Source organism: Kouleothrix sp., from assembly GCF_046328425.1.
In the GTDB taxonomy this organism is placed as follows: domain Bacteria; phylum Chloroflexota; class Chloroflexia; order Chloroflexales; family Roseiflexaceae; genus Kouleothrix.
Genome location: NZ_JAXLWP010000013.1, coordinates 70,631 through 93,628, shown reverse-complemented (window position 1 = coordinate 93,628; position 22,998 = coordinate 70,631). Strand labels below are relative to the sequence as shown.

General features: G+C 67.2%; 20 protein-coding genes. 18 read left to right on the top strand and 2 right to left on the bottom strand.

Annotation, left to right across the window (positions count from 1 at the left end; all coding sequences use genetic code 11):
• Window positions 1–58: 58 nt before the first annotated feature.
• The 15 genes from U0177_RS13660 (at window position 59) to ftsZ (ending at window position 18,126) form a co-directional block, all read left to right on the top strand.
• A complete protein-coding gene (locus tag U0177_RS13660) occupies window positions 59–1,858 on the top strand; it encodes a peptidoglycan D,D-transpeptidase FtsI family protein (RefSeq protein WP_409571190.1) in 1,800 nt (599 codons plus the stop codon).
• 82 nt (window positions 1,859–1,940) lie between these two features.
• Window positions 1,941–3,407: a UDP-N-acetylmuramoyl-tripeptide--D-alanyl-D-alanine ligase gene (gene murF / locus U0177_RS13655; RefSeq protein ID WP_409571189.1), complete on the top strand. Its 1,467-nt coding sequence runs from the start codon at window positions 1,941–1,943 to the stop codon at window positions 3,405–3,407.
• An 82-nt stretch (window positions 3,408–3,489) separates the two neighbouring features.
• Window positions 3,490–4,569 carry a phospho-N-acetylmuramoyl-pentapeptide-transferase gene (mraY, locus tag U0177_RS13650; RefSeq protein WP_409571287.1) on the top strand — a complete coding sequence of 360 codons (1,080 nt, stop codon included), beginning with the start codon at window positions 3,490–3,492 and terminating at the stop codon, window positions 4,567–4,569.
• Window positions 4,570–4,659: 90 nt separating this feature from the next.
• Window positions 4,660–6,009, top strand: coding sequence for a UDP-N-acetylmuramoyl-L-alanine--D-glutamate ligase (gene murD, locus U0177_RS13645; RefSeq protein ID WP_409571188.1), 1,350 nt, complete (start codon window positions 4,660–4,662; stop codon window positions 6,007–6,009).
• 104 nt (window positions 6,010–6,113) lie between these two features.
• Complete coding sequence (locus tag U0177_RS13640; protein WP_409571187.1) at window positions 6,114–6,971, top strand: rhomboid family intramembrane serine protease; 858 nt, start codon at window positions 6,114–6,116, stop codon at window positions 6,969–6,971.
• A gap of 68 nt (window positions 6,972–7,039) precedes the next feature.
• Window positions 7,040–8,314 carry a putative lipid II flippase FtsW gene (ftsW, locus tag U0177_RS13635; protein ID WP_409571186.1) on the top strand — a complete coding sequence of 425 codons (1,275 nt, stop codon included), beginning with the start codon at window positions 7,040–7,042 and terminating at the stop codon, window positions 8,312–8,314.
• 127 nt (window positions 8,315–8,441) lie between these two features.
• Window positions 8,442–9,071 (top strand): hypothetical protein, encoded by a 630-nt coding sequence (locus tag U0177_RS13630; RefSeq protein ID WP_409571185.1) that lies wholly within the window; start codon window positions 8,442–8,444, stop codon window positions 9,069–9,071.
• A gap of 11 nt (window positions 9,072–9,082) precedes the next feature.
• On the top strand, window positions 9,083–10,474 hold the full coding sequence (gene murC, locus U0177_RS13625; RefSeq protein ID WP_409571184.1) for a UDP-N-acetylmuramate--L-alanine ligase: 1,392 nt from the start codon (window positions 9,083–9,085) through the stop codon (window positions 10,472–10,474).
• Between the two features lie 116 nt (window positions 10,475–10,590).
• The gene (locus U0177_RS13620; protein WP_409571183.1) at window positions 10,591–11,874 is read left to right on the top strand and encodes a tetratricopeptide repeat protein; all 1,284 of its coding nucleotides are present in this window, start codon (window positions 10,591–10,593) and stop codon (window positions 11,872–11,874) included.
• A gap of 95 nt (window positions 11,875–11,969) precedes the next feature.
• Complete coding sequence (gene murB, locus U0177_RS13615; RefSeq protein WP_409571182.1) at window positions 11,970–12,920, top strand: UDP-N-acetylmuramate dehydrogenase; 951 nt, start codon at window positions 11,970–11,972, stop codon at window positions 12,918–12,920.
• Window positions 12,917–13,477, top strand: coding sequence for an NUDIX hydrolase (locus U0177_RS13610; protein WP_409571181.1), 561 nt, complete (start codon window positions 12,917–12,919; stop codon window positions 13,475–13,477). Before murB ends, U0177_RS13610 begins: the two co-directional genes overlap by 4 nt.
• Complete coding sequence (locus tag U0177_RS13605; protein ID WP_409571180.1) at window positions 13,474–14,601, top strand: D-alanine--D-alanine ligase family protein; 1,128 nt, start codon at window positions 13,474–13,476, stop codon at window positions 14,599–14,601. Before U0177_RS13610 ends, U0177_RS13605 begins: the two co-directional genes overlap by 4 nt.
• Before the next feature lie 44 nt (window positions 14,602–14,645).
• Window positions 14,646–15,506 carry a cell division protein FtsQ/DivIB gene (locus tag U0177_RS13600; protein WP_409571179.1) on the top strand — a complete coding sequence of 287 codons (861 nt, stop codon included), beginning with the start codon at window positions 14,646–14,648 and terminating at the stop codon, window positions 15,504–15,506.
• An 83-nt stretch (window positions 15,507–15,589) separates the two neighbouring features.
• A complete protein-coding gene (gene ftsA, locus U0177_RS13595; RefSeq protein ID WP_409571178.1) occupies window positions 15,590–16,837 on the top strand; it encodes a cell division protein FtsA in 1,248 nt (415 codons plus the stop codon).
• A 116-nt stretch (window positions 16,838–16,953) separates the two neighbouring features.
• Window positions 16,954–18,126, top strand: coding sequence for a cell division protein FtsZ (gene ftsZ / locus U0177_RS13590; RefSeq protein WP_409571177.1), 1,173 nt, complete (start codon window positions 16,954–16,956; stop codon window positions 18,124–18,126).
• A gap of 299 nt (window positions 18,127–18,425) precedes the next feature.
• Here the strand turns inward: ftsZ and U0177_RS13585 are convergent, their stop codons facing one another.
• Both U0177_RS13585 and U0177_RS13580 read right to left on the bottom strand, forming a co-directional pair.
• Complete coding sequence (locus U0177_RS13585) at window positions 18,426–19,169, bottom strand: hypothetical protein (RefSeq protein ID WP_409571176.1); 744 nt, start codon at window positions 19,167–19,169, stop codon at window positions 18,426–18,428.
• Between the two features lie 57 nt (window positions 19,170–19,226).
• A complete protein-coding gene (locus tag U0177_RS13580; protein ID WP_409571175.1) occupies window positions 19,227–20,234 on the bottom strand; it encodes a DinB family protein in 1,008 nt (335 codons plus the stop codon).
• A gap of 195 nt (window positions 20,235–20,429) precedes the next feature.
• Between U0177_RS13580 and U0177_RS13575 the strand changes: the two genes are divergently transcribed.
• The 3 genes from U0177_RS13575 to U0177_RS13565 all read left to right on the top strand — a co-directional run bounded on the left by U0177_RS13575 (window position 20,430) and on the right by U0177_RS13565 (window position 22,974).
• Entirely contained in the window at window positions 20,430–21,521 is a 1,092-nt protein-coding gene (locus U0177_RS13575; protein WP_409571174.1) for a glycosyltransferase, read from the top strand.
• A 71-nt stretch (window positions 21,522–21,592) separates the two neighbouring features.
• Complete coding sequence (locus U0177_RS13570) at window positions 21,593–22,207, top strand: Wzz/FepE/Etk N-terminal domain-containing protein (protein WP_409571173.1); 615 nt, start codon at window positions 21,593–21,595, stop codon at window positions 22,205–22,207.
• Window positions 22,208–22,317: 110 nt separating this feature from the next.
• Window positions 22,318–22,974 (top strand): YveK family protein, encoded by a 657-nt coding sequence (locus U0177_RS13565; RefSeq protein WP_409571172.1) that lies wholly within the window; start codon window positions 22,318–22,320, stop codon window positions 22,972–22,974.
• Window positions 22,975–22,998: the final 24 nt, after the last annotated feature.

Genomic DNA, 22,998 nt, shown 5'->3' with positions numbered 1-22,998 from the left:
CCGACGAGCACTCCATTCGCGCCCATGCGCAAGTATGCGCGGTGAACACCAGGCCAGTATGGCAGCACGCAGCCAACAGCTGAAAAAAACCGCCCGGCCCGTCGCGATCAGTCGCTGGCGGATCAACGCGATTTTGATCGTCGCAGTGGCGATGATTGCGATTGTGGCGCTGCGGCTGGGCAATCTGCAGGTGCTCCAGAGCGCCAAGCTCAGCAGCATGGCCAATAGCGAGATCAAGCGCCAGCTGCCGCTCAACCCGCGCCGTGGCACCATCCGCGACCGCGCCGGCAATGTGCTCGCGCTCGATGTCGATCGCGAAAGCCTGTTCGCAGTGCCGCGCGAGGTCGACCAAAAGAACGCGCCGCGGCTGGCGCTGATGCTGTCCGGGCTGCTCGGCAAGCCCGCGCCCGATCTGCTGGCGGCTCTGCAGCAGCCCGACAGCGCGTGGGTGCCGCTGAAGCGCTGGCTCGACCCGGAGATCGCCCAGCAGGTATCGAAAATCATCGAGAGCGAGCCAGGGCTGCGGATGATCTACGAGCCGCGGCGGGTGTACCCGCAGGGCAGCTTCGCGGCGCAGACGATCGGCGCGGTAAACCTCGAGGGCGTGGGCATTAGCGGCATCGAGGGCTACTACAACACCGACCTGATCGGCACCACCGGAATGATCACCGCCGAAGTCGACGCGCAATCGCAGCCGATCTGGATCGCGCCGCAGCAGAGCAAGCCCGCCAGCGACGGCGCCGACCTCGAGCTGACAATCGACCCGCTCATCCAGCACCTGATCGAGGTCGAGCTGAAGGCGGCGATCGACACGCACAAGGCCGACGGCGGCTCGATCATCGTGCTCGAGCCATCCACCGGCGCGGTGCGCGGCATGGCCAGCTACCCGACATTCGACCCGAACCGCTACTACGACTACGACCCCGAGATGTATAACCTGAACCCGGCGATCGCCAAGGGCTACGAGCCGGGCTCGACGTTTAAGCTGGTGACGGTGGCCGCCGGCTTGCAGGCGCGCACGTTCTCCACCAGCACCACCGTCGACGACCCTGGCGTGATCGAGCGCTACGGCTGGACGCTGAAGAACTGGGACAGTGGCGGGCACGGCATGCTCACGCCGGCCGAGATGCTGTACTACTCGAGCAATGTCGCGGCGCTGCAGTTCAACGAGCTGACCGGCAAAGACAAATTTTACGCCATGGTGAACGCGTTCGGCTACGGCAAGGCCACCGGAATCGACCTGGCGGGCGAGGGCGAGGGCATCGTGAAAGACCCCAACGCCGACAGCTGGGGGCCGCTGGATCTCGACACCAACGCCTTTGGCCAGGCGGTGCTGGTAACGCCGCTGCAGCAGGCGCGCATGATCGCGGCGATCGGCAACGGCGGCACGCTGATGCGGCCCTACGTGGTGGCGAAAATCTGCCACGCCGATAACTGCACCACGACGCAGCCGCAGGCCCAAGGCCAGCCGATCGCGCCCGAGGTGGCGAGCACCATCCGCGACATGATCGTGAAATCGGCGAATGGCTATGTCAACCCGATCAAGCCCGACACGCTCTGGCTGGTGCCGGGGTATGCGATCGGCGCCAAAACCGGCACGTCGCAGATCCCCGACAGCAAGGGCGGCTACGGCCCCGGCACAATTGGCTCGGTGGCCGGGCTGGCGCCGATCGAGCATCCGCGCTATGCCATTCTGGTGAAGATCGATTACCCGAAAGACGACCCGTTCGGCGTGAACACCGCGCTGCCGGTGTATCGCAAGATCGTCGAGCAGCTGATGCGCTATGAGCGGATCGCGCCCGACCCGAACTTCGTAGGGCCCGAGCAGGTGCCGGGCGTGGCGATCGCAGCGCACTAGCGCGCCGCGCGGGCCTGCAACTGGTAAAGATAATCTATGCTACAATGCCGCCGAGATCCGGGTTCATAGGGAGGATTTGGCGGTGTTGCGATTGGCTGAAGTGCTGACTGGAGTGCAGGCCGCGAGCGGGCGTTCGACGCCAAGCGTGCCGGCCGCGCTCGGCCAGGTTGCCTTCCCCGAGGCGGTGATCGACTCGCGGCTGGCAATTCCCGGCGCACTGTTCGTCGCATTAGGCGGCGAGCGGGTCGACGGGCACGATTTCATCGCCGACGCAGTTGCGCGCGGCGCCAGGGCGGCGCTGGTGCGGCAGGATCGGGCGAGCGGGCTGAAGCTGGATCGGCCATTCGCGGTGGTGGAGCCCACCGGCGCGGGGCTGGCCGGCGCCGAGCCCGACACAGTGCTGCTGATCGCGGTCGACGAGCCGCTGGCGGCACTGCACCGGCTGGCGAGCTACCACTGGGGCCAGTTCGCGCCAACGGTGATTGGCATCACCGGCAGCGTGGGCAAAACCTCGACAAAGGAAGTGGCCGCGTCGGTGCTGCAGCGTCGGTATCGCACCTTAAAAAACCCAAGAAGCTATAACAACGAGTCCACACTGCCCTTAACCCTGCTCCAGCTCGATCGCAGCCACGAGGTGGCCGTGCTGGAGATGGGGGCGTATGTGCCGGGCGATATTGCGCTGCTGGCGCAGCTCGCCCGGCCACATATCGGCATTGTGACAAACGTCGGGCCATCGCACCTCGAGCGCATGGGCACGATCGAGATGGTGGCCCACACCAAGAGCGAGCTGGTGCGCGCGCTGCCGCCCGACGGCCACGCGATCTTGAATATCGACGACGCGCGCGTGCGCGCCATGGCCGAGGTGACACCAGCGCGGCCATTCTTCTATGGCCTCGACCCAGCCGCCGACCTGTGGGCCGACCAGATCGAGAGCCGCGGGCTCGCAGGCATCGCTTTCCGGGCGCACCACGCCGGCGAAAGCGTCACGCTGCACCTACCGCTGCTGGGCCGGCATAGCGTGCACACCGCGCTGGCCGCGGCCGCCAGCGGGCTGCTGCTGGGCCTGGGATGGGACGCGATCGTCGAAGGGCTGCGCGACGAGAGCGCGCAGCTGCGGCTGCTGGCCGTGCCGGGCATCGGCGGCGCCACGCTGATCGACGACACCTACAATGCGTCGCCGGCGTCGTCGCTGGCAGCCCTGAACTTGCTCGCCGACCTGGACGGCCGCAAGATCGCCGTGATGGGCGACATGCTCGAGCTTGGCTCGGTCGAGGAAGAGTCGCACCGGCTGGTCGGCAGACGCGTGGCAGAAGTAGCCGAGCTGCTGATCACAGTGGGCCAGCGTGCGCGCTGGATTGCCGACGAGGCGCGGATCGCGGGCATGCCGGCCGCGCATATTCAGCACGTCGAGCAGAACCGCGAGGCGATTGCGGCGCTGCGCGGCACGCTGCGCGACGGCGACTACGTGCTGATCAAAGGCTCGCGCGGCGTGGCGATGGAGCAGATCGTGGCAGCGTTGCAGCCGGCTCAATCTGCCGAGGCTGAATGACGGTTGGCTGCGGCGGCAACCATGCTCACTTCGAGGAGAATGTATCGTGGGAAGTGCCTTACGAGCGGTGCTGGTCGATAATATGTCGCGTGCGCTGCTGCTGGCTGCGGCGGCGTTCGCGCTCACACTGGCCACCGGCGGCTACTGGGTGCGCTTTCTACGCGAGAAGCGGATTGGCAAGCAGATCCGCACCGAAGGCCCACAGAGCCATATTATCAAAACCGGCACACCGACTATGGGCGGGATCATCATCCTGCTGCCAGTGATCGGCCTGACGCTGTGCTTCAACCTGGTCGACCGCTGGTCGATGCTGCTGCCGCTGGCGGTGCTGATCGGCTTCGCCGTGCTGGGCGGGATCGACGACTATATGTCGCTGGTAGGGACGCGCTCGCGCACCTACGGCTTCACGCCGCGGCGCAAGCTCATCCTGACGATTATCATCGCGCTGGGGGCAAGCCTGGTGCTGTACCTGCCGGCGCCGTTTGGCCTGCAGCGCGCCGAGTTCAAAGGCCCGGTGATCATTCCGTTTGTCGGGCAGTGGGACATCGGGCTGTGGTACATCCCGCTGGCGACGTTCATCATCATTGGCACCAGCCACGCCGTGAACCTGACCGACGGGCTCGACAGCCTGGCAGGCTGGAATTTGACGCTGGCGTTCGCGGCCTACGGGGTGATCACCTTCCTGGATCAGAAGTTCATCAACCTGATGGCCTTTAACTTCACGCTGGTGGGCGCCTGCGCAGCGTTCCTGTGGTTCAACGCACACCCGGCCCAGGTGTTTATGGGCGATCTGGGGTCGCTCGCGCTCGGCGCAGTGCTGGCGGTGATCGCGCTACAATCGCAGCAGTGGCTGCTGCTGCCGGTGGTCGGCGCGGTGTTTGTGGGCGAGGCGCTCTCGGTGATGATCCAGGTCGGCTACTTCAAGTGGACGCGCCGGCGGCTGGGCGAGGGCAAGCGCTTCTTTAAAATGTCGCCGCTGCACAACCACTTCGTGTTGGTAGGCTGGAGCGAAACACAAATAATGCAGCGCTTTGTGCTGGTGGGTATGGTTGCGGCCCTGATCGGCATCTCGCTGGCGCTCACGCTGCGCGACGCCGACCAACGTGCCAGGGTCGATGCGCCGCCAGCATACACCACAACGGTGCAGTCAAGCGGGCAGTGATCGCGTAACAATGGGTAAGGCGAGACGGCGACGGTCGAGCGATCGTAGGCGCCGGCTGGCCTGGTGTTTCATTCGCGCTGTGACTCTACTATGGATCTACGTGGCAAACGCGCACTCGTGATGGGTCTGGGCGTCCACGGCGGCGGGCTGGGCGTAGCTCGCTTCCTCGCCGACCGCGGCGCTCTCGTCACCGTTACCGATCTGCGCGGGCCAGAGCTGCTACAGCCCTCGCTCGACGCCCTGGCTGGCCTGCCTATCCGCTTTGTGCTCGGCCGGCACGACGAGAGCGACTTCCGCGCCGCCGACCTGGTAGTGCGCAACCCCGGCGTCCCGCGCGAATCGCGCTTTCTCCAGATCGCCCGCGCCGCCGGCGCGACGATCGAGATGGAGATGACGCTGTTCTTCCGGCTCTGCCCCGGCCCGATCCTCGGCATTACCGGCACCAAGGGCAAAACCACCACCACGCTGCTGGCGGCGGCGATGCTGCGCGAGCAGTTCGCCGACACTGTGGTGGCTGGTAACTTGCGCGTATCGGCGCTCGAGGCGCTGCCGCGGATCGGCGCGCGCACGCCGGTGGTGCTCGAGCTCTCGAGCTGGCAGCTCGAAGGGCTCGGCGAGGCCGGCCTCAGCCCGCGCTATGCCTGCGTCACAAACCTTTCGCCCGACCACCTCGATCGCTATGGGTCGATGGCGGCGTACGGCGAGGCCAAAAAGCAGATCTTTCTATGGCAGGGGCCAGATGGCGTGGTGGTGCTGAACCACGACGACCCGATCGTGGCGGCGTGGGCCGCCGAGGCGCCCGGCCAGGTGCGCTGGTTCGGCAGCTACGCCGGCACGCGCTACGACGACGCGGGCATCTGGCAGGATGGCGCGCTGCTGATTGCGCGCGACGAGGTGCCGCTGCCAGGCCGCCACAACCTAGCGAATGTCGCGGCGGCGGCGGCGCTGGCAGGCGCGTTCGGCGCCGAGGCGGCGCGCATACGCGCCGCAGTGCGCGGCTTCGGCGGCGTCGAGCACCGGCTCGAGCTGGTGCGCGAGCTCGCGGGCGTGCGTTATGTCAACGACACGGCGGCCACCGCGCCCGAGGCGGCGATCGCCGCGCTGCACAGCTTCAGCCAGCCGATCGTGCTGATCGCCGGCGGGGCCGACAAAAACCTGCCGTTCGAAGGCTTCGCGCGGGCGATCGCCGAGAGCGCCAAAGCCGTGGTGCTGCTCGAAGGCAGCGCAACGCCGAAGTTGCAGTCGGCGCTGGCCGCAGCGGCGCCGGCAACACCGCTGCTCGGCCCATACGGCGACTTCGCGGCGGCGATTGCGGCGGCGCGCGGGCAGGCGGCGCCGGGCGAGATCGTGCTGCTGGCGCCGGGCTGCGCGAGCTTCGGCATGTTTCGCAACGAATTCCACCGTGGCGAAGAGTTTCGGCGGATCGTCGGCCAACTGTGAGCGTACTTTGAGCAAGCCGCATAGCGCAAGAGCGTAACTTCCTAACTCTAGACTAATGATGTTGGAGCTTTGGCGGCCTGCGCGAAAGCCCCGGCATGGAAGCCATGACAGAACCTGACCGCAAAGATGACGATATCGAGCCGGTGCTGCGGAACTTCGAGCAGGAGTTCGGGCCGCGCCGCGAGGGCGAGCCGCCGGTGTACGGCGAGGCCCGGCCAATCGCGCCGCCGAGCTACCGGCTGGCGCTGCCATTCGAGCCGGTGCGCGCGGTGTGGGTCCTGCTGGCGCTGAACATCGCAATCTTCGCGATTCCGGCGCTGCTGCAAATCTTTCGGGTCACGATCAACGGTATCCCGATCGACGACCTGCTATTCGCGCTAGGACAAAAGGAAAACCAGGCGATATACGACGGCCAGTACTACCGGTTCATCACGTCGATGTTCCTGCATGCCGGCCTGCTGCATATTGGGTTCAACGCCTGGGCGCTGTACGTGCTCGGCCCCGAAAGCGAGCGGATCTACGGCACGCCGCGCTTTCTGGCGCTGTACTTTCTGGCGGGGCTGGCCGGCGGCGTGGCATCGTACCTGCGCTCGCCGATCGCGGCCGTGGGCGCGTCGGGCGCAATCTTTGGGCTGATCGGCGGGCTGGCAGCGTTCTACTATAGCTCGCGCAAGCTGCTGGGCGAGATCTCGCGGCAGCAGCTGGGCAGCCTGATCACCGTGATCATGATCAATCTGTTTATCGGCTTTAGCACGCCGCGTATCGATAACAACGCGCATATCGGCGGGCTGGTTAGCGGGGCGCTGGTGGGCTGGCTGCTTGCGCCACGCTTCGAGCTCGATGACCGGCTGTTCCCGCCGCGGATCGTGCGCCGCGGGCTGGCGTGGGGCTGGGCCGGCACGCTGGCGGTGCTGGCGCTGCTGGTTCTGCTGGTGAAGACGATGTATCCGCCTATCCAGTAGGCAGCAGGCAGCGGCCAGCCGGCAGACGATGCCGCTGACTGCTGGCTGCTGGCTGCCGACAAACGTCTATGTTCGACACATCCAAACGCAAACCCGATTACCCGCTGCTCACGGCCGTCGGCATCCTGGTGCCGCTCGGGCTGGTGATGGTGTATAGCGCCTCGTTTGTCGACGCGTTCAACCAGCACGGCAACCAGCTCTACTACACGCTGCGCCAGCTGAGCGGGGTAGTGCTCGGCACGATCGGGCTGCTGGTCGCCCAGCGGATCGACTACCGCTTCTGGCGCACCTACTCGGTGCAGCTGATCGGCGCCGCGCTGCTGCTGCTGCTGGTGGTGCTGGTGCTGCCCACCGACCTGACCGAGGTGAACAACGCGCGCAGCTGGATCCGGCTTGGCTTCTTCAGCATGCAGCCGTCGGAGGTGGCAAAGCTGGCGATGATCGTCTACTTCGCCGACTGGCTCTCGCGGCGCGGCGAGCGGCTCGACAATGTCAGCTACGGGCTCATCCCATTCGCCATGATGCTTGGGATCGTGTGTGGCCTGGTGATGCTCGAAGGCGACCTGGGCACGACGATCGTGATGATTGTGATTGGCGGCCTGGTGTATTTCACCGCCGGCGCGAACCTGCTGCACATCCTGGCGGCGGCGGCGGTGTCGGGCGGGGCGTTCTGGGCGATGATCAAGATCGCGCCATTCCGGCAGGGGCGCATCGCCGCCTGGCTCGACCCATTTTCGGATTACCTGGGCGCCGGCTGGCAGCCGGTGCACGGGCTGTACGCACTCGGCAGCGGCGGGATCTTCGGCGTGGGCCTGGGGCAGGGCCGCCAGAAATTCATCTGGCTCTCGCAGGCGCACACCGACGCGATCTTCGCGGTGATCGGCGAAGAGTTCGGCCTGATCGGCACACTGTTCGTCGTCGGCTGCTTTCTGGTGATCGCCTACCGTGGGCTGCGCATCGCCGGGCGCGCGCCCGAACCGTTCGCGGCGCTGCTGGCCACTGGCCTCACCGGCTGGCTGGTGTTTCAGGCGCTGATCAATATGGCGGTGGTGACAACGCTGCTGCCATTCACCGGGCTGACGCTGCCGTTCATCAGCTATGGCAGCTCGTCGCTGATTATGTGTATGGTCGCAACCGGAATTCTGCTCAGCATCTCGCGGCATACTGTCGAACGCCCGCGCGAGGCGCCCGAGCAGGCACTACGGGCGTCGCGGCGACCACCGATCGCGCTACGCGAACGACTGGCCGGGTGGTGGCGGCCAGCACGGGGCAGTGCGGGTGGGCGGCGCGGCGCGCGTGAAGTTCCGGGCATCCCGCGCCGCAGCGCGCGCCGCCCGCGGTGACGAGATGAGGTTCGCGCAAACAACGAGTATGTACGCCACGTAGAAGAGTGGAACCGGCAGCATCGGCGATCGGCGCGCGGCGATCGGCTGGTTCGCGGTATGATCTGGCAACCAGGAGAAGCCCAGCATGAGTACTGACAACGGATTAATCATCATCAACCTGGGAAGCTCCCTCGTCACCTACGCCATCTTGATCGGATTGGCGGCCCTGGGCTGGCGCAAGGGCTTCCGCTACATGCTTAGCATCGCGGTTTTCATCACAATTGGCTACCTGCTGACGGTTCAGGGCGGAAACTACGTGGTAGGGCTGCTCAACCGGTTCTACACGAACTTTCCGAAACTGATCGCATTCGCGCTCGGCCGCGACTTTAATGCCGTCGATACGCTGGATCCGCTGATCCCCGATAACTTCCAGGCGCCGCTGCTGCTGCGCGTGCTGGTGTTCGTGGCACTGCTGGCGGTGGGTATCGCATACGCGTGGCCGTGGGAGGGCGCACCGCTCAAACCCAACGATAAGGCCCAGAACATGCGCCTGCTCGGGCTGCTGGCTGGCCTATACATCGGGGTGCTCGGCATCAGCGCCGCCTCGGCGTTCTGGGCCGCCGCCCCCGAGACGCTCAACCAGGGCGGGCTGCTCTCGAGCGCGCTGAATGGCCTGCCAAACTACGGCGCGGTTATTCCTTCCATGATTGGCGCGTTCTTGATCTTACTGCTCGTGATTATTCTGCTGCGGTTCAACCGCGTCTGGAAAACATAACGGCTGGGACTATGCGCTACCATATCGTCGGCATCGCAGGCGCGGGCATGAGTGCGATCGCGCATGTGCTGCTCGATCAGGGCCACCAGGTCAGCGGCTCTGATCCACAGCACAACGCGCTGGCCGACGCGTTGGCGGCGCGCGGGGCGTCGATCGCGCACGCGCCCGCCGCGGCGCATGTGGCCGGCGCCGACGCGCTGGTGGCGACTTCGGCGGCGCGGGCAGGCCACCCCGAGATCGAGGCCGCGCGCGCCGCTGGCATCCCAATTCTCAAGCGCGCCGACCTGTGGCGCGCCTGGTCGGCTGAGCGCCCGGTTGTAGCGGTGGCCGGCACGCACGGCAAAACGACAACCACCGCGATGATCGCGCTGGCGCTCGTGGCGGCCGGGCGCGACCCAGGCTTCCTGATCGGCGCCGAGGTGCCTGGCCTGCCGCGCAACGCGCGCTGGGGCGCGCCGGGCGCTCCGCTGGTGATCGAGGCCGATGAGTACGACCGGACGTTTCTGGCGCTCACGCCCCAGATCGCGGTGGTAACCAACGTCGAGCTCGACCACGTCGATATCTACCCGAGCGCGGGTGAGTACGACGCGGCGTTTCGCGACTTTGCCGGCGCGCTGCCCGACCCGCGCAACCTGATCGTCTGCGGCGACGACCCTGGCGCGCTACGCGCGGCCGACCGGCCCGGCGCGGCGCGCTACGGCATCGACGACGACGTGTGGCGCGACCCGGTGTCGTGCCGGCGCAACCTGCTCGACTGGATGGCCGCGCGGGTGCACGCCGACGCCGGCGGCACGAGCTTCGAGGTGTGGCGCTACGACCGGCGTACGCTTTCGACGCGCAGCCTGGGGCCGTGCCGCATCCAGCTGAGCGGCGCGCATAACGTGCGCAACGCGCTCGCGGCGCTCGCGGCGCTCGCGGCGGCCGGCCTGCCGCCGGCACAGGCGATCGCGGCGCTGGGCGGCTATGGCGGCGCGCGGCGGCGCTTCGAAGTCCGCGGCGAAGCCGGCGGCGTCACGGTAGTGGACGACTACGCGCACCACCCGAGCGAGGTGCGCGCAACGCTGTCGGCGGCGCGCGAGCGGTTCGGCGGGCGGCGGATCGTCGCCTATTTCCAGCCGCATACCTACTCGCGCACCGCCGCGCTGCTGGAGGAATGGGCCAGCGCCTTTGGCGACGCCGATATGGTGCTGGTGGGCGATATCTACGCCGCGCGCGAGTCCGACACGCTCGGGCTCGACGCGGCGGCGGTGGCAAAACGGATCGAGCACCCGAATGTACGCGCTGTTGGCAGCATTGGCCAGGCTGCAGCAGCGCTTCGAAGTCTCATGCGGCCGGGCGATGTGCTGCTGATGCTCGGCGCCGGCGATGGAAACCGCGTCGGCGAAGCCTTTCTGGAGGCATGAGTGTTGCGTGCACAAGCACTATACTTCGCAGCCGGCGCTCACAATCTGAAACTTACAGCCTGTCGTACTGCATCTGGTATGCTTGCTACCCTTGCTAGACGCGAAACGAGCCAGCCGTGACGACCGACGACAACGCAACATTTCACCGCCGCACCGCCGAGGCGCTGATCGCGCGCTACGGCAGCAGCCCGCAGCCACCCCAAGACTGGCGCGAGGCGCTGGCCTGGCATTGGGAGCAGGCGGGCGCGCTTGCAGAAGCAGTTGAAGCGATTTTGAGCATTGCCGAGGCGCGAATGACGCGCCTCGATTTCACCTCGGCGCGGCGCTGGGCCGAGCACGCGCTGACGCTGATCGAGCGGCTGAGCACCGAGGAGCGCCACCGCTACGACCTGCAGGCCTACGCCCTGGCGCTGGCAATTCTCGAGTTCGGCGGGCAGTATCGCGAAGGGCTCGACTACGCCCGGCGCATGCTCAGCATCGCGCAGTCGCGCGGCAACACCGAGGCCACCGCGCGCGCCTATATGTCGGTTGGCCGCATGCAGCGCGAGCTTGGCCAGCTGGCGAGCGCCGAAGTCGTGCTGCAGCAGGCGCGCTCGCTGGCCGCCGACGACGATCTGAGCGAGCTGGAAACCGAGGTGCGCCTGCACCTGGCCAAGGTACACCAGCTGCAGGGCCGCCACCTTGAGGCGCTGCAGGAGCTTCAGCTCGCCCAGGAAGAGACCGAGCAGCACGACGGCCGCACCATGCTGGCGCGCGTGCTCAGCAGCGTCGGCGATATCTATCGCATCCTGGGGGCCAGCCGCGAGGCGATGGCGTTCTACCTGCGCTCGCTCAGCATCGAGCAGGGGCGCGGCAGCCTGCTTGGCCAGGCGATCCTGCGCGACAAGATCGCGCTCTCGCGGCTGGCCCAGGGCAAGCTGAACGAGGCGCTGGCCGACTCCGAAGAAAGCCTGGCGCTGCGCGAGCGGATCAGCGATACCGTCGGGCAAGCGCGATCGCACACGGTTATGGGCATGATCTTGCAGCAGCTCGAGCGCTATGCCGAGGCCGCCGAGCATATGCGCCAGGCGTTGGCGCTCGAGGAGCAGCTGCAGAACCCGCGCGGCCAGGGGATTGCGCTGCTGCACCTGGGCAATATCGCGCGCGCGCAGCGCCGCTTCGCCGAGGCGCGCCAGCTGTACGAGCGCACCATGGCCGTGACGCGGCGCAACAACGACCAGATCGGCCTGGCGCGCGCGCTCGAGCGCCTGGGCGACCTGGGCTACGAAGAGGGCCGCCGCGACCGCGCTAACGCAGATTGGGTCGAGGCGCTGAAGATCCGCGAGACGCTGCACCACGCCGACGAGGCGGCCGAGCTGCGCGAGCGCATCCGCAGCGGGCACCCGCCACGCCGCAACTAGCGGTGGCTTGGATGACCACAGAGGCACTAAGAACATTGAGAAAAGAACCGGAAAGTCAAAACTCGGTGTCTTCCGTGTCTCTGTGCTGAAATCAGATGCATATGGTTTTGAATTTTTTCGAAAACGAACCATTGGCGAAGTACACCGCCTGGCGCATCGGCGGCCCGGCGCGCTTTTTCGCCAATGCCGCCACCGCCGAGGCGCTGCGCACCGCGCGTGGCTGGGCGCAGAATCGCGGGCTGGCGCTGTTCGTGCTGGGCGGCGGAACCAATCTGCTGGTGCGCGACAATGGCTTCGACGGCCTGGTGGTGCGCTTGCGCGACCAGAGCCTGCGTGTCGAGGCCGGCGGCGACGATGCCGTCGCTCGCGTGGGCGCGGGCGCGCCCATGGCCGGCACGGCGCGGCGGCTGGCGGGCATGGGCTGGGCCGGCCTCGAATGGGCCGAGGGGCTGCCCGGCACGATCGGCGGGGCGGTGTTCGGCAACGCGGGCTGCTATGGCGGCGATATCGCCAAAGCACTGCGGCGCGCCTGGCTGCTGGCGGGCGACACGATCGAGGAGTGGCCAGCCGCGCGGTTTGCGTACGGCTACCGCACCAGCGCGCTCAAGCGCACGAAGAGCGAAGAACTATTGACCAAGAATGATGGCGCCGACGCTAGCGCCCCGTTCTTCTTTCACCCTTCGTCCTCCGTCGCTCCGATCGTGCTGGAGGCCGAGTTCGGTCTGCGCCGGGCCGACCCGCGCGCACTCGCCGAGCAGATGCAGCACACCGCAGCCGAGCGCAAGCGCAAGACGCCGGTAGGCTCGTCGTGCGGCAGTGTGTTCAAGAACCCGCCGGGCGACAGCGCCGGGCGGCTGATCGAGGCGGCCGGGCTGAAGGGCACACGCATCGGCAACGCCGAGATCGCCACCCGCCACGCCAATTACATCGTCAACCTCGGCGGTGCCAGCAGCGACGACGTGCTCAAGCTGATCGAGCTGGCTCGCGAGCGCGTGCTGCGCGAGTTCGGCATAGCGCTGACGCTGGAAGTGGAGATACTTGGATGAGCGTGCCACTTGCCGTGAATGTCGCGGTGTTCGACGAGCGCGGCCGCGTGCTGCTGACCCGCCGCGAGGATTTTGAGGTCTGGTGCCTGCCGGGCGGCGGCGTGGAGGCCGGCGAGTCGCTGGCCGAGGCCGCGGTACGCGAAACGCGCGAAGAAACCGGCCTGGAGGTCGCCCTGACGCGCCTGGTGGGCCTGTACTCGCGGCCAAACTTCGGCGGCTACCACACGCTGGCGCTGTTTGCCGGGAAGATAGCCGGCGGCACGCTGCGGCCGGCGCCGGCCGAGGTGATCGAAACTGGCTGGTTTGACGCGGGCGACCTTCCAGCCGACATGCTCTGGGGCCAGCGCGAGCGCATTCTCGACGCGCTGAGCGGGGCGGGCGGCAGCCTGGTGCGCTCGCGCGCGGCCGCGCGGCCGGATGGCTGGCCCACCGCTCGCGCCGAGCAGTATGCGCTGCGCGACCGATCGGGGTTGCCGCGCAACGAGTTCTACCGCCGCCACGCCGCAATGCTCGGGCCAGAAGCGAGCCGGCTGGAAGTTGAGGGAAAAACTGTATGACACAGAAGCTGCGCGTTGGCGTGCTGTTCGGCGGCCAATCCGGCGAGCACGAGGTTTCGCTGGTGTCGGCCAGCGCGGTGATCGAGAACCTCGACCGCGATAAGTACGATGTCGTGCCAATCGGCATTACCAAGGCGGGGCGATGGCTCGTCGGCGGCAACGCGCTTGCTGCGCTGATCGAGGCCGCCAACCCGGCGCTGCTGCCAGCCGGCGCCGGCAACCAGCCCGCCGCTGCGACGCGCGATAACACAACGGCGCTGGCCCTGACCCACCACTCTGAATTCTGGCTGCTGACGCCTGAGGCATCACTCGACGTACTCTTCCCGGTGCTGCACGGCCCGATGGGCGAAGACGGCACCGTGCAGGGCCTGATGGAGCTGGCCGGCGTGGCGTATGTCGGCTGCGGCGTGCTGGCCTCGGCTGTGGGTATGGACAAAGCCATGATGAAGGCGGCCTTCGCCGCCGCCGGGCTGCCGCTGGTGCCCTGGCTGCTGGTGCGGCGCGTCAACTGGCAGCGCGCGCCCGAACACACCGCTAGCCAGATCGAGGCGCAGCTGCGCTACCCGATGTTCGTCAAGCCAGCCAACATGGGCAGCAGCGTCGGCATCAGCAAAGCCACCGACCGCGCAAGCCTCGAGCGCGGGCTGGCCGAGGCGGCGCGCTACGACCGGCGGATCGTGGTCGAGCAGGGCATCAACGCGCGCGAGATCGAGATCAGCGTGCTCGGCAACGACGAGGTGGCCGCCAGCGTGCCCGGCGAGATCATTCCATCGAACGAGTGGTACGACTACGAGGCCAAGTATCTGGGCGGCGAGTCGAAGATCGTCATTCCAGCCGAGATCGCGCCCGCGCTGGCCGAGCAGGTGAGCGCGCTGGCCATTCAGGCGTTCAAGGCGATCGACGGCGCCGGCCTGGCGCGGGTCGATTTCCTGCTCGATCGCGACAGCGACGCGCTGTACCTGAACGAGGTCAATACCATGCCCGGCTTCACTTCGGTGAGCATGTACGCCAAGATGTGGCAGGCGACCGGGCTTTCGTACGCCGCGCTGCTCGACCGGCTGATCGCGCTGGCGATCGAGCGGCAGGGCGAGAAGACAGACGGCACAAGCCAGAAGGCAGAATAGCTACTGCTTTTATTACGAATGCCGATTTCCGGCTTCTGAATGCTATGGAGCGATTCGACTACAACCAGCCGAACAGCCGCGAGCGCGTAGCCGCGCGCCGCCGCGCCCGCGCCGGGCAGCCGCGCTCGCGCCGCACCCAGGCCACGCGGCCCGGCCCGCGCCGCGCCGTGGGCTCGTGGCTGGCGAGCGGCCGAATGGCGAGCCTGGTGCTGCTGCTGGCCGCGCTGGGCGGGCTGCTGTACGTCGGCCTGGCACCGCGCTTCGTGGTGCGCACGATCGACGTCGAGGGCGCCGAGGCCATGCGCGCCGACGCCGTTGCCGAGCTTTCGGGCGCGCGCGGCCAGTCGATCTGGATGCTCGACACTGCACAGGTGGCCGCGAAGCTGAAGGCCAGCGCGTATATCGAGGATGCCCGCGCGAGCGTAGCGCTGCCCGATAAGCTCACAATTGTGGTGAGCGAGCGGCGGCCCGAGCTGCGCTGGCAGTCCGGCGGCGCGCTCTACCTAGTCGACGCATCGGGCCGTGTGCTCGACAAAGACGCGACCGCGCCGCTGAGCAATACGCTGGTGATCGAGGATGCCAGCAACCGCGCGATCCAGCCGAACGACCACGTCGACACCGACGCGCTGGCGCTTGGGCGCGTGCTGAGCCTGCGGCTGCCAGCCGAGCTGGGCCTGCGGCCCGCGCATATCAGCTGGGATCTCGGCCGGGGAATGTATATCTCAACCGCCGACAATCGCACGATTATCTTTGGCACGTCCAACAACCTTGACGAGAAGCTGGCGGTGCTCGGCACGCTGCTGAACGACGGCACCGCCTTCACCATGCTCGATCTGCGGCCAAGCACGCCGTTCTACCGCAACGACGTGCCCGAACAAGCAACGCCCACGGCGGCGACACCATAACATAGGCATTGCCGATTGCCGCTCTGCAGGCGCGTGGGAGGCCCCAGGCTGCAACCGCCAATCGGCAATTCTGAGGAAACGCTATGGCACAACGCACCATCGTCGGCATCGATGTCGGCACCACCAAAGTCTGCACCATCGTGGCGCAAGTACACGACAGCGGGCGCGTCAACGTGCTCGGCGTGGGCCTCACGCCCTCGAAAGGGCTCGACAAGGGCGTCGTGGTGAATATCGACGACGCCGTCAACGCCATCGCCACCAGCGTCGAGAAGGCCGAGCGCCTTTCGGGCTACCGGATCGGCACGGCGTTTGTCGGCGTCTCGGGTCGGCATATCTCGTCGCTCAACAGCCGCGGCGTGGTGGCGGTCGGGCGCGGCGATCACGAGATCACCCGCAACGACGTGGCCCGCGCGGTCGAGAACGCCCAGACGATCGCCATGCCCAACCAGCGCGAGATCATTCACGTGATCCCGCGGGCGTACGTGGTCGATGGGCACGAGGGCATCCGCGACCCGATCGGCATGTCGGGCTTCCGGCTCGAGGTCGAAACCCACATCGTCACCGGCGAGGTGATGGCCATCCAGAACCTGATCAAAAGCGTGCAGCGCGCCGGCGTCGAGATCGACGACCTCGTGCTGCAGACGCTGGCGTCGGGCGAGGCGGTGCTGACGCCCGACGATAAAGACCGCGGCGTGGTGCTGGTCGACATTGGCGGCGGCACCACCGACATCGCGGTGTTTGTGGATGGCGGGATCTGGCACACCAGCGTGGTGCCGGTGGGCGGCAACCACTTCACCAACGACATCGTGGTAGTGCTGAAAACGCCGCACAATACCGCCGAATATTTGAAGCTGAAATACGGCGCGGCGATCGCCCAGGAGGCGGGCGACACTGCGGCCGATCTGATCGAGGCCGAGGGCTTCGCGCCCGGCGAGCGGCAGCAGATCAGCCACTCGCTCCTGAACCAGGTGCTGCAAGCGCGCGCAGAGGAGGTGATCGAGCAAATTTACAACGAGATCCGGCGCAGCGGCTACGAGGGCCTGCTGCCGGCTGGCGTCGTGCTGACGGGCGGGGCGGTGCAGCTGCCGCGCTTCGACGAGCTGATGCGCGATATGCTGGGCATCCCGGTGCGCGTCGGCACGCCGGCCGACCTAGGCGGGCTTTCCGACTCGATCGACACGCCACCGTATGCAACCGGAGTCGGCCTGCTGCGCTGGGGCGCGCGCCACGGCCTGGCGATGCACAACCTCCCCGGCGGCCCATCCGAGCGCCACAACATGGGCTCGGCGTACGAACGGTTCAAAGGCTGGCTGAAAGAATTTCTTCCCTAGAAGTGTTGAGTTTTGAGTGTTGAGTTTTGAGTGCTACGGCACACTCAGCTACAAACTCGCACTCGTAAATTCAAAACTCATAACTCATAACTCATAACGACAACAGGAGGCATCTCATGGCTGATTTCAGCAACTTCAACCTGACCCCCGAGCCGCAAGCCACCATCAAGGTGATCGGCGTGGGCGGCGGCGGCTCGAACGCGGTGGATCGAATGGTATCGGACGGCGTGCAGGGCGTCGAGTTCATTACCGTCAATACCGACGCGCAGGCGCTGATGCACTCGCAGGCCGACGTGCGCATCCGCATCGGCGATAAGCTCACCAAGGGCCTTGGCTCGGGCGGCAACCCGGTGATCGGCCAGAAGGCCGCCGAGGAAACCACCGAAGAGATCTACGAGGCGCTCAAGGGCTCGGATATGGTGTTCATCACCGCCGGCATGGGCGGCGGAACCGGCACCGGCGCCGCGCCAGTGATCGCCGGGATCGCCCAGGATCTGGGTATCCTCACCGTCGGCGTGGTGACGCGGCCGTTCACCTTCGAGGGCAACCACCGCCGCAAGACGGCCGAGCAGGGCATCGAGCAGCTCAAGCCGATGGTCGATACCACGATCATTATTCCAAACGACCGGCTGCTTCAGACCGCCAGCAAGAACACGTCTATGCTGCAGGCCTTCCGCATGGCCGACGACGTGCTGCGCCAGGGCATCCAGGGTATCTCGGATGTGATCACCCAGCGTGGCCTGATCAATGTCGACTTCGCCGATGTGAAGGCGATCATGGCCCAGGCCGGCTCGGCGCTGATGGCGATCGGCTACGGCAGCGGCGACACGCGCATGGTCGACGCGGTGAACGAGGCGATCGCCTCGCCGCTGCTCGAGGTGTCGATCGACGGCGCCAAGGGCGTGCTGTTCAATGTCACCGGCGGCGAAGACCTGGGCATCCTCGAGATCTACGAGGCTGCCGACATCGTGGCCAAGGCGGTCGACCCCGACGCGAACATCAAGTTCGGCGCGGTGATCGACCCGAACTTCCCGGCCGGCCAGGTGCGGATCACGCTGATCGCCACCGGCTTTGACTCGACGCGCCCGAATGTGCAGCGCTCGCGCGCGTTCCCCGGCGCGGCCCAGCCGCAGCAGCAGCAGGTGCCGGTGCCGGCGGCCCAGCCGCAGCCGCAGCGCCCGGTGGTGCAGCCGCAGCAGCAGCCGCAGCCGCGCACCGCGCCGACGTTCAGCAGCAGCGACGACCTCGACATTCCGCCGTTTCTGCGCAACCGCAACCGCGGCCGGTAACCACCAGCCCGCGGCCCGACTCGGCGAGCCGGTAGCGATGTTCCAGGGGAGCATCGCTGCCGGTTCGGCACGTTTAGGGCTTTGTACTACGGAGGCTCGTGTATGATTGGTGTGGCGAGCTGCCAATTAGACGAAGCGCAGCACAGCAGCGGGATGCTGCCACGCCGCTGGTATGGCGACGAAACCGGGCCGCCTCAGCATCATCGCGTGAAGCTCACCGCCCGCACCTGGCGCTACTGCGCGATCACGCGCCGCCAGGAGCCAGCCGACGCCGCCCCAGCTCCTCGGGCGGCGTCGGTTTATTCTTCGATCGTCAGGCCGCAGCCCAGCCGCTCGAACAGCGCGCGTGCCAGCGGCCAGCCAGTGCGGCGTACCAGCCAGCCGTCTTTGTCGCGCCGCGCCACCAGCTCGAGCAGCTCGCGGTACGGCCGCGGCAGCTCGATCTCGGGCAAGCGCAGCTCGGCCTCGCCATCGGGCACCTCAGGCGGGCGCACCTCGCCGATCAGCGGGCGCGGGTCGAAGGCCAGCGCCTGCGCATAGCCCTGCAGCAGCGCGCTGGTTTCGCCAAGCGGCAGCAGGCCAATGCCGCCCCCACGCTCTTTATGCGCCTGGTAGAACGACGCCGCGCCACGCCCCTTGCGCCGCCGCAGCACCCAGCCATCGTACAGCGCAACGCCCGGCGCATCATTGTGCGTCTCGGCCGAGATCGGGTGCCAGCGCAGCCGCCGCAGGTCGAAATGGCTGAACTGCTCGAGCGGCGTAGCCAGCGCGCGCCAGCCCGCCCCGCCGATCGGGTGCGGCGCCGGCGGCAGCGGCAGCGCCTCAAGCCGATCGGCCAGGCTGCGCACGCTGAAGCCGCGCTCGCGCAGCCGCGCCAGCAAACCCTCGCGCCGCCAGCTGGTAAGCTCGAACATATGGCCTTTGATCAGGCCCTCGCTCTTCAGCAGCGTAGCCAGGTGCGAGTTGTTCAGTGCAAAATAGTTCGGCGCCACCTCGTCCATGTCGAGCGAGGCGCGCCGACCCGATCGCGAAGCGTGTGCCATTCCTTCACTCGTCCAGTATCGTCAGGCTTGATGCGCGCCGCAGCCCAAGTGCCGGCGCTACTCGCCCTCGCTCACATCCTTCACCACCACCTCGCCAAGCTCGGCCGAGGCCTTGGCGCCCTGGCTGCCCACCAGCAGGTCGTGGCGCAGCTGCGCCAGCTCGACCAGATGGGTGCGCTCGTGGGCCACCACCCAGTTGCCCTGGTGCAGCAGGTTGATCGTGCCGTACAGCTCGTGGTGGCCCTGGCGGTGCCACGCCGCGCTGGTGAGCCCGCGCAGCAGGTTCAGCGTCTGGCGGCGGCTGGCGTGAAACGCTGCCAGGATCGCATCGGCCGGCTGGCTGCGGTAGGCCGCCGCCGCGTCGAGCCGCGGCGGGTGCGCGGGCGGCAGCTCGGGCCGGTCGGTCTCGAGCAGCAGCCAGGCGCGCTCGCGGAAGACCTTGTCGATGTCGACCAGGTGGCCAACCAGCTCTTTGATCGACGGCTGGGCTTCCACCGGCCGCGCAGCCAGCAGCTCTTCCTCGACGCCATCGAACAGCTTGCGCAGGCTCTCCTCGGTATGCTCGAGCGATGCCATGATCGCGTGCGGGCCGAGCACGCCCATCGCCTCGATCGCGCGAAAAGCCTTGTGGGCCTCGGGCACGGCGCCGCACACCGCGCAGGCCGTGGTGATCACACCTTCGCGCAGCGTGCCGCAGGTGGTGCAGACATAAATGTCGCCAATCTCGTCGGCCCGCAGGTCGCGATCTTCGCGGATGGCACGCTGGGCGCGCAGCAGCATGTCGCGCGCCAGCGGGGTAGTGCCGGTAACCGGCCCGGTGGCGATCGACTCGGGCTCGAGCCCAGCCAGCGCGCGATCGACATTGTCGCCGGTATTGCCGGCCTCGCCAAGATCGCGAAATACGCTCTCGGCCCGCGCGAGCTTGGCAGTCGCCAGCGCCTCGAACAGCCTAGCGATATTGAAGCGCCGCTCGTGGCGCGCCTGCAGCGACCATGCCCGATACGCGGTGTGGCCCAGGCTGGCGCTAGTAAACACGCGGCGCAGCTCGGCTTGATTGGATGTCATAGCTGTCTGATTGCCTCCATCGTGGCTAGGATGTTGCCCCTGGGCGCAGGAGCAACTATGCTCGTACTACTATATGGTGATCAGCGATTCCATGCAAGTGCCGGCGCCAAGCAGCGCCGGCCTCGGCCGTTTGACGCCTGGCGCATTTGCTGGTAGTTTATGCGTCAGCAATCAGCGGCAGGCCAAGCAATGACCATGCGCGTCGCCATCGTCCACGATTATCTCAACCAGTACGGCGGAGCCGAGCGCGTGCTCGAGGCGCTGCATGAACTGTACCCCGGCGCCCCGGTTTACACGTCGATTTATGACCCCGAGGCCATGCCGCAGGACTACCGCGGCTGGGATATTCGCACCTCGTGGATGCAGCGGCTGCCCGGCTGGCGGCGCCATTTTCAGAAATATTTCCTGCTCTACCCTAGCGCGTTCGAAAGCTTCGACCTGAGCGGGTACGACCTGATCATCAGCAGCAGCAGCGCCTACGCCAAGGGCGTGATACCGGCGCCCCACGCGCGCCATATCTGCTACTGCCACACGCCCATGCGCTTCGCCTGGCGCACCGACGATTACATCCGCCGCGAGGGCTTTGGCCGTCTGCAGCGCGCTGTGTTGCCCATCGCACTCTCCTATGTTAGACTGTGGGACGTCAGCACGGCGCCGCGCGTCGATTGTTTCGTGGCGAACTCGCAGGCGGTGGCGGCGCGCATTGCGCGCTACTACGGCCGCCAGGCGACGGTGATCGCACCGCCGGTCGAGCTGCCGCCGTTCCGGCCATGGGTGCCGGGGAATTTCTACCTGGCCGGCGGGCGGCTGATCCCGTACAAGCGGCTTGATCTGGTGGTGAGCGCGTTCAGCGCGCTGGGCCTGCCGCTCAAGATCTTCGGCGACGGGCGCGACCGCGAGCGGCTGCAGGCGCTGGCTGGGCCAAATATCGAGTTCCTGGGCCAGATCAGCGAAGCGCAGCGCCACGATCTGTTCGCCGGCTGCCGGGCGTTTATCTTCCCTGGCGAAGAAGATTTCGGCATTACGCCGCTCGAGGCTATGGCGGTTGGCCGCCCGGTGATCGCCTACGGCGCCGGCGGCGCGCTCGACACCGTCATCGACGGCGTGACCGGCCGCTTCTTCTACGAGCAGAGCGCCGCCGCGCTGGCGGTAGCGGTGGCCGGCGCCCGCAACGACCGGTACGACCCCGCGATCATCCGCCGCCACGCCGAGAATTTCGGGCGCGAGGTGTTTCTTGGGAAGATGCGCGAGCTTATCGATGGCGCCCAGGCCGGCGGCATACAGTAGCACACCGGGCGCCGCGCCAAAGCCGGCATCAGGGCACGTACCGTCTATCGCGCTGCTGCGCGTCGCAACCTATGGAGCTGCGTCAGTACTTCGATATTCTGCGCCGGCGCTGGCGCTTGCTCGCGCTCGTGCCCGCGCTGGTGGCGCTGCTGAGCATCGCCACAGCGCTGACGCAGCCCGCGCGCTATGGCACCGCCATGCGCCTGCTGGTGACGCGTGACAGCCAGGCGCCGGGCCAGGCTGGCCTGTCGGACCGCGGCGAAGATACCACTGCCCAGGATCTTCCGGCGATCGTGCAGAGCAGCGTGTTTCGCGCCGACTTGGCGGCCGCGCTCGGGCAGCAAGGCAATGAGCCTGGCGCAACGCTCACGGCCAGCTTCAGCGAGCATACGGTCAGCATCGGCATTCTAGCAAGCTCGCCTGCAGCGGCGAGCGGCACTGCCGATGCGGCGCTCGCGCTGCTGCGCGAGCACGGCTTGCGGTACTGGGGCGTCGCCAACGCGCCTGGCGCGCAGCCGGGGCTCAACATTGGCGTGCTCGACCCGCCGGGGCCACCAGTGCGCCTGAACGGGCTTCGCGCCGTCGCGCTCGACGCGGCGCTGCGCGCGCTACTCGGCTTGGGCGCGGCTGCCGGGCTGGCGCTGCTGCTCCACCGGCTCGAACACGCGCCAGCGCCGGCCCGCTAGGCAGAGTTTCGGCCTGACGCGGAACGCGCGCGTACATCGCGCCTCTACGCCCACGGGGCAATCAACCGCAAAGCCGGTTTGGGCCGTGCCTCATCGGAAATGGTGAAATAATGCAAATAATCGATTATGTCAATATACTGCGCCGGCGCTGGTGGATCATCGTGCTGGCGGCCGTGGTAACCTCAGGCAGCGCGTACGTGTTCACGCGCTTCCAAGAGCGGCTGTACCGCTCGGAGGCGACCTACCTGGTACTGGCGAACCAGCTCGACAACGGCCTCTCGATTGTGCTGCAAAACAGCATGAACAGCTACCGCGAGCTGGCGCTGGCCCCGCGCGAGCTCGACAAAGTCAGCCAGCAGCAGGGGCTCGACCGCAGCGCCGAATGGCTGCTGAACAAGCACGTGGCGATTCAGCCGCTGCCCGACGAGCGCAAGATCGTCGTGCAGGTGACCTACCCCGACGCCGAGGTGGCGCCGCGCCTGGCCAACGCCATCGGCCAGAACATGGTCGGCCTGGTGGCCTCGCTCAACAGCTCGCTCGAGGGCAGCAGCCGGATCAACCTGCGCGAGCTGCAGCCGGCCGACCGCGTGAGCCTGTACTGGCCGCAGACACGCGTGATCGTCGCGGCCGGCGGTATCCTCGGCCTGGTAATCGGCCTGCTGCTCGCGTTTGTGCTCGAAGCGCTAGACAGCACCCTGAAATCGGCCACCGACATCGAGCGCTTCGTGGGGCTTACCACGCTCGGCGCGATACCGACCGTCGAATAAGCTATGCGCTTTGCGCATGGCCCA

Bases quoted from the DNA above. Each gene is read 5' to 3' on its own strand.
- U0177_RS13660 (WP_409571190.1), top strand. From the start codon at position 59: ATGGCAGCACGCAGCCAACAGCTGAAAAAAACCGCCCGGCCCGTCGCG.
- mraY (WP_409571287.1), top strand. From the start codon at position 3,490: ATGTCGCGTGCGCTGCTGCTGGCTGCGGCGGCGTTCGCGCTCACACTG.
- murD (WP_409571188.1), top strand. From the start codon at position 4,660: ATGGATCTACGTGGCAAACGCGCACTCGTGATGGGTCTGGGCGTCCAC.
- U0177_RS13640 (WP_409571187.1), top strand. From the start codon at position 6,114: ATGACAGAACCTGACCGCAAAGATGACGATATCGAGCCGGTGCTGCGG.
- ftsW (WP_409571186.1), top strand. From the start codon at position 7,040: ATGTTCGACACATCCAAACGCAAACCCGATTACCCGCTGCTCACGGCC.
- U0177_RS13630 (WP_409571185.1), top strand. From the start codon at position 8,442: ATGAGTACTGACAACGGATTAATCATCATCAACCTGGGAAGCTCCCTC.
- murC (WP_409571184.1), top strand. From the start codon at position 9,083: ATGCGCTACCATATCGTCGGCATCGCAGGCGCGGGCATGAGTGCGATC.
- murB (WP_409571182.1), top strand. From the start codon at position 11,970: ATGCATATGGTTTTGAATTTTTTCGAAAACGAACCATTGGCGAAGTAC.
- U0177_RS13610 (WP_409571181.1), top strand. From the start codon at position 12,917: ATGAGCGTGCCACTTGCCGTGAATGTCGCGGTGTTCGACGAGCGCGGC.
- U0177_RS13605 (WP_409571180.1), top strand. From the start codon at position 13,474: ATGACACAGAAGCTGCGCGTTGGCGTGCTGTTCGGCGGCCAATCCGGC.
- U0177_RS13600 (WP_409571179.1), top strand. From the start codon at position 14,646: ATGGAGCGATTCGACTACAACCAGCCGAACAGCCGCGAGCGCGTAGCC.
- ftsA (WP_409571178.1), top strand. From the start codon at position 15,590: ATGGCACAACGCACCATCGTCGGCATCGATGTCGGCACCACCAAAGTC.
- ftsZ (WP_409571177.1), top strand. From the start codon at position 16,954: ATGGCTGATTTCAGCAACTTCAACCTGACCCCCGAGCCGCAAGCCACC.
- U0177_RS13585 (WP_409571176.1), bottom strand. From the start codon at position 19,169: ATGGCACACGCTTCGCGATCGGGTCGGCGCGCCTCGCTCGACATGGAC.
- U0177_RS13580 (WP_409571175.1), bottom strand. From the start codon at position 20,234: ATGACATCCAATCAAGCCGAGCTGCGCCGCGTGTTTACTAGCGCCAGC.
- U0177_RS13575 (WP_409571174.1), top strand. From the start codon at position 20,430: ATGCGCGTCGCCATCGTCCACGATTATCTCAACCAGTACGGCGGAGCC.
- U0177_RS13570 (WP_409571173.1), top strand. From the start codon at position 21,593: ATGGAGCTGCGTCAGTACTTCGATATTCTGCGCCGGCGCTGGCGCTTG.
- U0177_RS13565 (WP_409571172.1), top strand. From the start codon at position 22,318: ATGCAAATAATCGATTATGTCAATATACTGCGCCGGCGCTGGTGGATC.